Annotated in this window: 8 protein-coding genes and 1 pseudogene; 4 read left to right on the top strand and 5 right to left on the bottom strand. The window is 56.0% G+C overall.

Annotation, left to right across the window (positions count from 1 at the left end):
- Window positions 1-291: 291 nt before the first annotated feature.
- The 3 genes and pseudogenes from HMPREF2849_RS05290 to HMPREF2849_RS05280 form a co-directional block, all read left to right on the top strand.
- Window positions 292-1,033, top strand: a pseudogene (locus HMPREF2849_RS05290) (class C sortase); the annotation flags it as partial.
- Between the two features lie 285 nt (window positions 1,034-1,318).
- Window positions 1,319-2,221, top strand: a complete 903-nt coding sequence (locus HMPREF2849_RS05285; protein ID WP_083276316.1) for an isopeptide-forming domain-containing protein — start codon at window positions 1,319-1,321, stop codon at window positions 2,219-2,221.
- The gene (locus HMPREF2849_RS05280) at window positions 2,221-5,871 is read left to right on the top strand and encodes a prealbumin-like fold domain-containing protein (protein ID WP_070429231.1); all 3,651 of its coding nucleotides are present in this window, start codon (window positions 2,221-2,223) and stop codon (window positions 5,869-5,871) included. Before HMPREF2849_RS05285 ends, HMPREF2849_RS05280 begins: the two co-directional genes overlap by 1 nt.
- A 173-nt stretch (window positions 5,872-6,044) precedes the next feature.
- On the opposite strand, the gene HMPREF2849_RS10970 is transcribed toward HMPREF2849_RS05280, so the two are convergent.
- From HMPREF2849_RS10970 to HMPREF2849_RS05260, 5 genes are all read right to left on the bottom strand, one after another.
- A complete protein-coding gene (locus HMPREF2849_RS10970) occupies window positions 6,045-6,677 on the bottom strand; it encodes a trypsin-like serine protease (RefSeq protein ID WP_083276317.1) in 633 nt (210 codons plus the stop codon).
- 238 nt (window positions 6,678-6,915) lie between these two features.
- Window positions 6,916-7,500: an RNA polymerase sigma factor gene (locus tag HMPREF2849_RS05275; RefSeq protein WP_172954594.1), complete on the bottom strand. Its 585-nt coding sequence runs from the start codon at window positions 7,498-7,500 to the stop codon at window positions 6,916-6,918.
- A gap of 102 nt (window positions 7,501-7,602) precedes the next feature.
- Window positions 7,603-9,033, bottom strand: coding sequence for an ABC transporter permease (locus tag HMPREF2849_RS05270; protein WP_016421908.1), 1,431 nt, complete (start codon window positions 9,031-9,033; stop codon window positions 7,603-7,605).
- Complete coding sequence (locus HMPREF2849_RS05265; protein ID WP_016421909.1) at window positions 9,020-9,757, bottom strand: ABC transporter ATP-binding protein; 738 nt, start codon at window positions 9,755-9,757, stop codon at window positions 9,020-9,022. The genes HMPREF2849_RS05270 and HMPREF2849_RS05265 overlap by 14 nt, the downstream gene beginning before the upstream one ends.
- A 9-nt stretch (window positions 9,758-9,766) precedes the next feature.
- Window positions 9,767-10,870, bottom strand: coding sequence for an efflux RND transporter periplasmic adaptor subunit (locus HMPREF2849_RS05260; RefSeq protein WP_070862701.1), 1,104 nt, complete (start codon window positions 10,868-10,870; stop codon window positions 9,767-9,769).
- Window positions 10,871-11,232: 362 nt separating this feature from the next.
- Between HMPREF2849_RS05260 and HMPREF2849_RS05255 the strand changes: the two genes are divergently transcribed.
- Window positions 11,233-12,762 carry a catalase gene (locus tag HMPREF2849_RS05255; protein ID WP_070862700.1) on the top strand — a complete coding sequence of 510 codons (1,530 nt, stop codon included), beginning with the start codon at window positions 11,233-11,235 and terminating at the stop codon, window positions 12,760-12,762.
- Window positions 12,763-12,846 lie beyond the last annotated feature (84 nt).

The raw sequence follows: 12,846 nt of genomic DNA, 5'->3' as shown, positions 1-12,846 counted from the left end.
CCGAGTTTGTACTCGGTGCCTTAGAGCGAAAGCCGCTCTAAGGACGGTGAAGCAGGGTACGCGTTGTGTACCCTGCTTTGCCTAGCGCACTGTGGTCAGTGCGCTGCTGTTGTGATTGATTTTGGTTGTCTGCGCAGTGGCAATTGGCGGCGGGTTTGGTGTATCTGGCTGTTGAAGGCTGTGCGTATTTAGGAATCTTTGGGGAGTTGTCCCGTGGAACAGTCGTCTGCTTCGGTAGTCGAGCTGGATGCTAGCCAGCAATCAGAAAAGCCGGCCCGTAAAAGCCTTACGCTGCCCGCAATTATTGTTGTAATCGGCTTGTTGGTCATGCTGTACCCGGTGGTGTCGACAGCATGGAACAACATGAATGCGTCGCGTGCCGCGCGAGCGTATGCGCAATTGGATAAAGACATTCCACAAGATGTGAAGAACACACAGTGGGAACGGGCGCATGCGTACAACGAGGGTCGCGATACCGGCCCAATCCTGGATCCGTGGTTGAACCGCATCCATGCGGATAATCCCGAGTACGCAGAGTACTTAAATCAACTAAATGAGACCGAAGCGATGGCTCGGTTCATTTTCCCATCCATCAATGTAGATTTGCCTGTACTGCATGGAACCTCGGATGAGACCCTGCAACGTGGTTTAGGTCATTTGTATGGATCCGATTTACCGGTCGGCGGCGTCGGAACGCATTCGATTATCACTGGGCACACTGGTCTGTCGAACTCAACAATGTTCGACCATTTAGCCAAAGCCCGTGAAGGTGACGCCTTTTATATTCAGGTGTCCGGTCATCGGCTCAAGTATGTAGTCGATCAAATTAAGGTCGTTCTGCCACACGAAACTGACGATTTGAGGCCTGTGCCCAATCAGGACTACGTCACGCTTATTACGTGTACGCCCTATGGCATTAACACCCACAGGCTTTTGGTGCGTGGCCATCAAGTGCCGCTGAATGAAGCGGATGATGAAGTTTTCAGTCAGACCCACGGTGCGGGTTGGCAGTGGTGGATGTACACCTTGCTTGTAGTCGTGCTAGTGCTTGGCACCGCTTTTGCCTGGTGGGTATGGCGTCAACGCCAGCTGGAAGATATTGACGACACCTTCGATGAAGACAATCACGACGGCGATATGGCCGAAGATTCCTTTGATAACTATGACGGCGATCAGGCCGACGAAAGCGTTACCAGCCATCGCGCTGGCGGTCGCCACAGGCGCACGAGAAAGCGAGCTGAAAAATCGGATCCGTCGCAACCGCAATCAGCTTCCGAGCAAGACGGAGACGATGAAGACCGCTGGTGGGAGCATGACAATGATTAATAACCGTGATAACCGGCTGAACAGCGTAGTTGCAGGAACCATTGCGCTTGCTTTCACCTGCGCTGGCCTTGGGGCAGGTGCGGATATCGCGCAGGCTGTCCCTGTCGCAGGACGTGACGGCGTGGCGGGAGTCGAGCAGTCTGTTGGCACGAATGTGCTGAAGATTCGTTTGACCAAGGGAAACCCCGATGATGACGGTCAGACTGTCGCAGGTTCCGTTGAGGGAGTGACCATTCACCTAGATCGGTTGGAGGGGATTGACCCCAAAAATCCAGCGGATATGAAGCGAGTGGAATCGGCCCGCCTTGACGAAATCCAAAAATGGAACAAGGACTTAAACCTTTCCAAGGTGACAGATGCCAACGGCGAGGTTCAGTTTTCCGGGCTTGTCGACGGTATCTACCTTGTGACCTCAAGTGCGCCGGACGGTAACTACCGTGAAATCAACGCTTTCCTGGTCGCGGTACCTTTCCACACAGTGACGGAAGACCCCAACCCGGTCGAAGGCGTCATCGTAGCGAAGTCGCATACGCCAGGTAAAACTCCACCACCGACAACACCTCCGACAACTCCACCTAAGACACCTCCGACGACGCCACCTAAGGCACCGCCGACGACTCCGCCGGACACACCTCCGACGCCGCCGGAGGATGGTACGACTACTCCGGCGACAACGCCCACTACTACGCCCACCAAACCTCCGAAGAAACCGGTCGGCGAATCGGCGTCAGGTTCAAGTCAAGGTCAGTCTTCATCGTCAGGGACATCAGGTTCTCTGGCGCTGACAGGTGTGCAGGTTGCTGGATTGGTGGCGGCAGCTGCCGCATTAATTGGTGCGGGCTTCATCATTATTGCGGTGAGCAGGAAGAAAGATAAAGGAAGTGAGGGACGCTAATGTCCTGGACAATGTTTAGCAAGCCGAAATCCGCGCGGCGAAATGTGCGCGTGATGGCGTCGGTCGCTGCGGCGCTGACCCTCACTTTTGGTGTTGTCATGCCGGCAGGTATGCCAGAGGTGGCTGGTGTTGTGGCGGAAGCGCAGACCACTGATATCGGTGTGGCGTTGACGTCAGGCGACCAGTTAACGGTTACCAGCGGTGATACCGCGAAGTTTGAAGGAAAGTTTGCCAGTGATGCAACTCTCAACGGAATGGAGATCACTGCAGATAGCGCCTCTGATTTGGAGTTTGCCGACGGCAAGTATTCGTTGACCGTCAACGGTAAAAAGATTGCTCTCCGTGAGGGAGACAATCTAGGGGTCGATGTTTCTTCGAATCCCGTGAAGTTCAGCATTACGGGGTTGAACGCTAAGGTCGTCGATGGGGCAACGTTCGTTTTTGAGACCCCCGAAATTTCGAGTGGCGCTATCTTCAGCGATACGTCGGTAGCAGCATCAGGCGAGATTGCTCAGACTTCTGAAACCCCTAAGCCAGATAATTCGGAGTCCGCTGAACCAGCTGAGTCTTCTAGCGGGGTCGAGCGGGAAGACGACTCTGTTGCGGCTGATGCACCAGATGTTCCGGGAGTGGAGGCCGGTGAGCCACCGCTTGAGGTGTCAGAGCCCTCTGCTAATGATCCGGTAGCGGCACCTCGTGCTGCACAACCGCAGCGTGCGCCACAGAGGATGGCGGCACCTGCGGCAGCCGATGCCGCCTATAGCTTTAGGATTGCAAAGAATAACGGAGATACGAACGGTACTGGGTATGTGCTCAAAGGCAGTCGCTACATTCCCACCTTCGTAATTCCCGCAGACCAGTTGTCGAATGGGACGATTACTCTCCCCAAAGACACGGAAGTCATTCTTGAAACGAACATTGATAGTTACATGTCTAAGGACTCGGCAGACATGATTGTTTACTACACGGGTACGAATGGAGGATGGTACGAGACCAAAGCTACGTACAAAAGAATCAGCAATAAGAAGTACCAGGTAATCCTGCCACAGATCTCGATTGGCGGTCCTGCGCAGATTCAGTTTATGGGGCTGCATCGAGGCGGAACCAACACCGTATATTCGGCGACGTTCAACCTTCCCACGCCGCCGCCGATTCCGAAGTGTGAAAATCCGACTCCAGAGACGGAAGTGGTGCGCAAGGCTGCACCGCGTCAGCTGACGGCAGAAGAGTTTGCCTACGGCAGCCCGGTGTACGTTGTCACTGGTACGCCGAAGGATCTTAAGCGCGATACCTCGATTTTGAGCCGACAAGTTGATCAAGGTAAGGCCTACCATGAGGTCGGTCGTTCGCCGTGGGTGTATAACTCCCTAATGTATGACCCCAATGACAACTGGCTCTACGCAGTAAGTCAGAAGCGCGGTCTGAATGGTGACAACTGCTATCCGGCAGGTAATCTGCTTCAAATCGATCCCGGAACCGGTGAAGTACACAACCTAGGTCCGATTAAGAAGCCAGGAACGCAAACTACCGCATTTGAAACTGAAGGCGACCGCGACTTCTCGAATGCGGGTGTCTGGACCGAAAATGGTTACTTTGTGGCAAATGCGTCAACATCCGGTAGTCGTAAGTTCTACCGTGTGAACACGGACAATTCCACAGCAGAGCGGGTATTCGGTAACCAAATCTCATTTGCCGAGGACTGGGCAGTACTCCCGGACGCACCACGGTACATGTGGGGCTTCCAGAGTAAGGCCGGTTCAAAGGATAGGGTGATTCTGGAGCGCATCGACACTGCAACAGGACAAATTTCTACCTGGGATTTGTCCAATTTGACCACACTCGATGGTCGCCGAATTGTGTTTTCGTCGGCATCGTGGGGTAAGGCTTGGACTTACTCGAACGGAAACCTAGGTTTCGGTGCGGGTAGTGACCAGGCTGGTCAAAATGGTTTTGAGCTAAAGATTGATAATCCTTCCTCCAGCCAGCCGACCTTTGAGTTGGTTAACATTCTGAATAATCTTCCGGATTCGTTCAATACTGATGCTGCCTCTAGCCTGGTGGCACCACCGCCAGAGTTTCAATCAAACCTCGCTGTGAAGAAGCTCCGCTCGAAGACGGAGATAATCAATGGTGAACCTAGGACTTTCTGGACGATTACGGTAGAAAACACAAGCGATCACCCGAGCTCTGGTGGCACTTTCTACGAGTACCTTCCAACAGATACTCATTTCGGTATTAATAGGAGCGGCCCAACCGCAAAGTTCGAGGGCTTTGGTCCCGGTTCTTCGTTGGTCAACGGGCGTAAGCCTGGACCGGACCAGATTGGTGCCGGCAGTGGCATTTTGGCAGGTATGAATGCGGAAGCACCATCCGGCGGCGAAGGAAAATACATGACCGGCTATGTCGGTACGATTCCTCCCCATGCAAAGGTTGAATTCGTTGTATCCGCTCCAGTGCGTACAGATGAACACGGCAACCTTAAGACGGTATGTAGCCCTAACCGTGTGAAGCTCGTCGCAACAGACTCCGAGTCGGGTCCGGGTGACGCGGACAATGTCTCCACCGAAGCTTGCGTAGACAAGGTTGCGGTAGATACAGAACCTCAGCCGGTACCGGGCACGCAAAACGAATTTACTGCAAGGTACAACGTGGTCGTGGAGTACCCCAAGACTCCGGGATACGAGTCGAACGAAGTCGTCTATGGACAATTGCTAGACACGCCGAAGTTTGTCGGTGCGGCGGCCGTCACCGGGGCAACGGTAGTGTTCCGCGACGAATTTAACCGCCTAAGTGAGCCTAGGGATTTCCGTGGCCCAGGTCCGTATGCATTAAATGGCAACAACACTCCGAAGATTACGAAACCAGAAGGTGTTGACGGTAGTACCGGCAAGCATGTCTATGAGGTCACTGTTCGTTTCACTCTCGACGCATCGAAGTTGGATGAAACATCTGTGCCTGAAGGGCACCCATCAGAGCCGTCCGGTAACTACCGTTGCTATGAGGAGAATGGTCTCTACGAACCCAACTTTGGCCTTATGAATGAGGCAGAAATGGGTGGTTGGAAGGATACCGACTGCATCCCGTTGACCCCTCCAGAAAAGAAGATGGGAATCTTCTTGGAGAAGGTCAGCTACAACCCGGATGCGCCGGATCAGATTCAAACCGGCGGACTGCTCGACGGTGCAGAGTTTGCAGTTCACCGTGCCGACCCCAATGGCGCGCTGAACTTGAATTCTGACGGAAGTGTCAACCTTGATACGAACCCAGTAGTGCGACAGTCTCAGACAAACACTGCGGGCCGTGTTGGACTCCAGGGCCTGGATGCGCCGGGTGTTTACTACCTGATTGAAACTAAGGCACCGCAGGGTTACAACTTGCTCGTTGAGCCCATTAAGTTCTCCACGGCGTGGGATGAAAAGGGCAATGCGATTATCGAAGTTCTCTCCGGTGGCGGTGTCGCGGTGTCTGGAAATCAGTGCGATAAGACTGGCATTCCAGAGTGTGATTCGAAGGTGGGCATTTTGCAGATTGCCGATGTGACCAAGGGCGAAATGCCTAAGACTGGTGGCAACGGTGTGGCACTGTGGGCGATGGCTGGTGCTGCTTTGGCAGCTGCCGGAGTCTTCGCAATGCGACGCCGTAACGCTTAAGAGCTAGGGATTCGGAGGGAGCCAATTCCCTCTGACGAATCAAGCCCGCCTCTCCTACTGAGTAATCGGTAGGAGAGGCGGGCTTTCGCCTTTGGCTATCGGTGATGGCTTGTTTTCCTCGGTCGGGTGACGTGACCTCAGAGGATGACAAGCCCTACGTAAACAAAGCGCTCTTACCAGGGTGAATTAGCGGTGATATAGGAACCAAGCTTCTGTCCGTTCCCATCGATGATGTTCCAGGTAGTTGAAACAACACCGACAGCACCTTTCTCCGGAACCCATACAGGCCCTCCGGAATCGCCGCGTTGAGCCTGTACGTTTTGAACCTGTAGAGCGTTGTCCTCGATTTGGTATGCCTCGCGATCAGCGGCTAAACCGCAGGAAACTTTCCCCGTAGTATTTCCGTATATGCAGACTGTCTCGCCAGTTTGAACATCGGTGGGGGATAGCATTGAGTCGCCTGAATACGAATTCACGCCTGCAGTAGCGGGGTCGTCAAGCGAGACAACGCCAATATCGTTCCCCGTATCTAGTGAATGGTCATATGTGGGAGACGGTTGGAAAACTCCAATTTTCTGAAATGTCCCATCCGTCACTGTGTCTCCCTCTTGTCCACAATGACCTGCTGTGTAGATTTGCGAATTGGTTTTGTCGACATAGCCAGCTGTACAGACACTAGCTTGTGGGCCATTAGCGTGAATGATGACTACTGGATCACCTTGGTTAATGGTGGCGGCGTAGGCGGGTAGTCCGGTTGTAGCGGTGATAACGGCAGTGACAGTGAAAATCCATGAAGGTCTATTCATGGGGAAATCTGCTCCTCAGTGAGTTGGTCGGTGGTGGCCCAAAACAAAGCTAATCTCGTCGGAAAAGATGGAACGTATGCGTACTGGGGCAGTTCATATACCCGTTTCGTATCGCGAATATAAGGAAATGTATAAAACTATCAGTTAAGGCAGAACCTACGCTCAACTGAGCAATCATGCGCGATAGTGTTCCAAAAATGGGGTAGAAGAAAGATCAACGTCCATTGGGGGAGCGGGTTTACACAGCTGCAGAGTCGCCGTTGGCGCTGTCGCCGTCGTCAAGCGCGGCAACCAGATCGCGGCGCGCACGGGCGACGCGGGAGCGAATGGTGCCCACACGGCACCCTGCGATTTCCGCGGCCTCCGCGTAGGAGTACCCCAGCACCTGCGTCAGAATGAGTGCCTCGCGGCGTTCCTCCGGCAGCTGCTCCAGCAGCACGCGGGCGTCAGCGAGCTCTGACCACGATTCGCCGGTCGTGAACTGCTCGGCAGCGTTTTCCACTTCCATCGCAGACTTCTTCGGGCGTGCCGAATCATGGCGGACCGAATCCACCCACACGCGCCGGGCCAGCGACAATAGCCAGGTACGGGCAGAAGAACGCGCCGCAAAGCGGGGAAGCGCCCCCATCACGCGCAGATACGTCTCCTGCGTTAAATCATCCGCGGCATCAACGCCGCCCAGATGCGCGACCAGACGCCACACGTCCTTCTGCGTCAGCCGCACGAACTCCGTCAGCGCAGCCTGATCACCGCGGCCGGCTTTCAGCGCCAGCTGCGTGATGTATTCGTCATTAGAGACGAGGCGTGCGGGAGTCATGGACATAGCTTAGCAACTTAAAACCTAAAGATAATTCGCCTGTCTGCACGTGACCTCACCTGCAAAAAGCAGGCGGCGACGCAGCCAGGCGAACTAAGGGCTGAAAAGCTAGAAGCGGATGGCGTCGATGGGCTTGACGCGGACGGCAATAGTGGCCGGGATGATACCTGCCAGTGCGCCCACAAATGTCGCGACCAGCACGCCGATCACAGCGGCCGTGACGGGGTAGGCCACGGCACCGGTCTCCAGCGGCAGCGCCAGCATCTTATCCAGCGGCAGTTGCTTGACCGTGATGATAGAGGCAATCACGCCAACCACACCCGCCACCGTCGTGGCGACAATCGACTCCAGGAACACAGAGATAAAGATCCTGCCTGCCGACGCGCCCATTGCGCGACGAATACCAATCTCACGGACGCGGTGGCCAATGGTGACAATCGAGACCGTGAGCAGCCCCAATGCGCCAAGCGCAATCACAATGCCACCGATAATGCCCAGCGCAGTGGTGATGGTGTTATTCATCTCCTGGGAAATCTGCGTGTCCTTCTCCGACAGGGAGGTATTCACCTTCCAGCTGGGGCCGAGCTCCGCCTGGAAAATGTTGTGCAGCGCCTTCTGGTTCTCCTTTGCGGATTCTTCAGGCGTCGCGACGAGAAGTTGCGGCTCACCCACCTGTCCTTCGTAGCCGGCGTTGAGGAAGGAATCGTAGTGCGTGACAATGCTCGGGGCGTCCCATGAACCCAGAGACTTATACACTCCCACCACGGTGAAGGTGGTGTTACCCGTTTCCTTCAACCTGAAGGTTGGATGGTCGGCTAGCGCTGGGTTGCCCAGACTTTCGTAGAACTGGTCGTTGACCACCACGGGGTTCATCAAGCGCTGCCCATCGGCATCTTCCAAACGACGTCCCTGCACGATGGTGCGGGCGTAGATATCGAACCAACCGGGGTCAGCGGCGATCAGCTCGGGAGTACCTGGCGAAAAACACTCGTAATCATCCGGAGCGCAGTCATCCATATTTTGCTCGGGTGTCGCTGGCTGCATGCGAACTCGGGACCACAAGTTGGCATGGGTGGTCTTCACCAGGCGATGCGTGGCAGTGGAAAAGGCGTCATTGATAGACCCGTCCGGGTTGAGGACGCTCAAATCGTCCGGACCGTTTCCGCCGGTGCCCTCGCCGCCGAAGCTTCCAAAGCTATCGGCCATTGTGCCGGCGCTGCCGTCGCCGAAGCCGCTGTCGCCGAAGTTACTGCCTTCCTCGGAATCGGAGCTACCCGCTCCGGCAGTCAAAGTGACCGTTCCGGCGACACCCGTGCTCTGCGCGGTTACCGCATCCTGAGAGCTGGTGAGAATATTGCCAAGTGCAATAACCGTGGTCATCGCCCACACTGCGGCAGCCACACTGACCAGCGACAGCATGATGCGGCCACGGTTAATGCGCAGCTCATGCCACGCCTCCAGCAGAGCGCCGAGATAAGGCGTTGCTGCATAGAGGAAGGAAGGCCGTGACTTCGATTCGGTTTCATTATTCGTCGTCATCAGCAGCCTCCTCGGAGCCTTGCATAGCGTTGGCAGCAGATAGTAGGACGGAGTCGGCGTGCAACTGACCGTCGCGAAGCTCAAGCACCCGATCGCCGCGCTCGGCGACCTCTAAATCGTGCGTAATCAGAATCAACGCAGCGTTGTTTTCCGCCGCGACTTCTTCGAGCAGATTCATAACGATCTTGCCGGTGTCGACATCGAGCGCACCGGTGGGCTCATCGGCAAGAATGAGCTGCGGTTGGCGCACGAGCGCGCGGGCAATAGCCACACGCTGCTGTTCACCGCCCGAAAGCTGCGAAGGCGTGGCCTCTAGGCGGTCCCCCAGGCCGACGCGCTCCAGCATCGCGGCGGCGAGCTCGGTGCGATTCCAAAACTTCTCACCTCGGTCGTACATCAGCGGAACCTCAACGTTTTCCAGCGTGGTGCGGGAGGGGAAGAGGTTGAACTGTTGGAAGACGAATCCCAAATTATCGCCTCGGAGCGCAGCGCGTTTCCTGTCCGACAAAGTGGAAATATCAGTGCCGTCGAACGTGTAGGTGCCGGAGTCTGGCAAATCGAGCATGCCAATGATGTTCAGCAGCGTTGACTTACCCGAACCTGACTGGCCGACAATGCTGAGGTGCTCGCCGCGGGGCACTTCGAGGTCGATGCCTTTCAAAATAGGCAGCTCCTCGCCGTTGGGGAGCGTCACTGTTCGAGTGACTGCGGTCAAACTAAGCATGGCGCGGGCCTACTTTTCAGAGCCAGCGTCATCGCCGGACTCATCGAAGCCAGTGTCGCTGCCATCACCAGCGCCGGTGCCGGTGTCAGTGCCGTCGCCGGCGGACTCATCCTTGTAGGAAGGTACGTACTCCAAGACCTGCTGGCCTTCCTTCAGGCCGCGCTTGATCTCAATGAAAGTGCCATCGTTGGCGCCCAGTTCAACCTTGATTTTGGTGGGCTTTCCGCCGTCCTTAGCCGGAGCGTAGACGACACCTTCGCGGAAGCGTCCCTCCACGGCGGTCACCGGCAGTGCCGGGACCTCCGAGGTGGTGCCACTGCCAAGAATCAGCGTGGCAGGAACACCTTCGTAGACGGTCTGATCTGCGGGAATGTCACAGCGCAGCTGTGGGCCGCCCGAGGAATTTCCAGCAGCGGCGGCGCCCATGCCAGCGCCATCCCCGGCGCCAGTGTTCTGCGAGCCCGCGCTACTTCCCGTGACGGTCTTCACCGAATCGCACAAAAACGGTGCCGGGCCATCGGTGATAGCGAGGCGGCCATTGTTAATCGAGTCTCCCAGCGTGTACAGCTGGCTCGGCTTAATAGGTGCTACGGCGTGGAAGCTATTCGGCGAAATGGTGCCAATTTCCTGGCCAATCTCGACCGTCTGGCCAATGACGATATCCCACTGCACAGTGCCAGAAGCCTTAGCGGTGATGTTGCCCCAGGTCACGGTAGTTTCGGGCGCAGTGGCTGCGGCGCTTTCATCATCGGAATCCGCGCTGCCGGAGGTGCTGGCATTCTCGGACACCGAGGTCTTCTTCACCTGGAGCAGGTTTTGGCCCTCTACGGCGTTGCCACCGCTGTTGACAAAGGCGTCAGTGATTTCACCAGACGCGTTGGCGCGGATCACGGTGGGCTCGTCCGGGACGATGGTGGCAGACAGCTTCTGCGTGTTATTGATCCGCTGAGGGGATAGCTCCGTGGTGGGTTGGGAGAAATCACCGGTTGCTTGCGCATAGTCCTCGTCGTTAGCGGGGAAGAATGCGATCTTGAGAAGCGCAATGGTCGCCAGCAGCGCCAGCGTGTACTTGAAGATTGTGAGCGCTTTTGCGCCCCTCCCTTGTTTTTTCATGTCTGCAGAAGTATCCGATCAGAATCCAAATTGACAGCGTGGTACGCGAGAAATCCTACCCTCAACGCCTGTGTGCAGTGGTAGTGCTGGCTATACCTTTTATTCACTGCTGATAGGTATGGCTTGAAAGCGCAGTAAGTGCTTTTCGACGGTCATTGTGTGTGGTTTTCCTTGGGGAAATCTGTCCTTTTTGGTGTCGAGTGTTTGTCGCCGATACAGCGAACCTAATCGGACTAATAATTAAGTCCACATATCAATCACGGTCGACTAATAGGCAGAATATGAAACTTCGTGTAGGGTGGAAAACGTCAGGGCATGTTGTGACTGTTATCTAGCCCTTGTCTTTAGGAGGAAACGCCCCCATGTCGAATCTCTATGAAGGCTCCAATGGTCCGACCACTCGTCTCAACGGTGCGCCGGTTCCTACAGAGCAGCACTCGCAAACCAATGGCCTACAGGGAGGTATTAACCTCCACGACGTCCACCTGCTGGAAAAACTCGCGCACTTCAACCGTGAGCGCATTCCGGAGCGCGTTGTTCACGCTAAGGGCGCAGGTGCTTTCGGTGAGCTGACCGTCACCGAGGATGTCTCCAAGTACACCAAGGCTGCCGTCTTCCAGCCGAACACTGTCACTCCGATGCTGGCGCGATTCTCCACTGTCGCTGGTGAGCAGGGCTCCCCGGATGGTTGGCGTGACGTGCGTGGCTTTTCGCTGAAGTTCTATACCGAAGAGGGCAACCTCGACATCGTGGGCAACAACACTCCAGTGTTCTTCATCCGCGATGGCATTAAGTTCCCGGACTTCATTCACTCTCAAAAGCGTCTGCCGGACACGGGCCTGCGCGATGCCAATATGCAGTGGGATTTCTGGACTGCCTCTCCGGAGTCCGCTCACCAGGTCACCTACTTGATGGGTGACCGTGGTATTCCGAAGGACTTCCGTCATATGGACGGCTTCGGTTCCCACACCTACCAGTGGATTAACGCTGAAGGGGAGCGTTTCTGGGTTAAGTACCACTTTAAGACTCGCCAGGGCTGGGACTTCCTGACGGATGATGAGGCCGCTGAGCTGGTAGGCGAAAACACCGACCACGCTCGCCAGGATCTCTTCGAGGCGATTGAGCGCGGCGACTACCCAACCTGGGACGTCAAGGTGCAGATCATGCCTTACGACGAGGCCGCCAGCTACAAGGTGAACCCGTTTGACCTGACCAAGACCTGGTCGCAGAAGGACTACCCTCTGATTCCGGTCGGTCACTTCACCCTGAACCGCAATCCGGGCAACTTCTTTGCCGAGATTGAGCAGGCCGCATTCGCGCCGTCGAATACCGTGCCGGGTGTTGGCTTCTCCCCGGATAAGATGCTGCTGGCTCGTGTGTTCTCCTACGCTGATGCGCACCGTTACCGTCTTGGTGTCAACCATGACCAGCTGCCGGTGAACCAGCCGCGCTGCCCAGTGAATTCTTTCTCGCAGGATGGCTACGGCACCTACCACTACGCTGACCCGAACCTGCCGGTTCATGGCTCCAACGCCGCCGCTCGCGGTCCGGAGGCCGATACTGCGGCTGCAGCTAAGGCTGCTGGCTGCCCAGTGCATTCCGGTCACGCTGGCCAGGTCGATGCTGGTGCCTTTGGCCAGTGGGAGAGCGTTGGTGAAGAGTTCTACGCTGGCGCATACGTGCAGCACCCTGAGGATGATGACTTCTCGCAGGCAGGCGACCTTGTTCGCAACGTGATGGACGATGCCGAGCGCGATCGCTTGGCAGACAACATCGTCGGTGCCATGCAGGGCGTTTCCCCAGAGGTGGAGCAGCGTGTCTACCAGTACTGGACCAACGTTGATTCCTGGCTCGGTGCTGAGGTGGAAAAGCGCTTCAAGGCAACGAAGTAAGGCAGCCACGTGGGGCTGTGCAGTAAAACCGCAGAGTAGAGCTGCACATCCAGGGTTAAGTGACAAAAAGTGTGTCTGATTTTC

Source organism: Corynebacterium sp. HMSC073B01, from assembly GCF_001838255.1.
Taxonomy (GTDB): Bacteria; Actinomycetota; Actinomycetes; order Mycobacteriales; family Mycobacteriaceae; genus Corynebacterium; species Corynebacterium jeikeium_D.
This window is presented reverse-complemented; position numbering and strand designations above follow the sequence as displayed.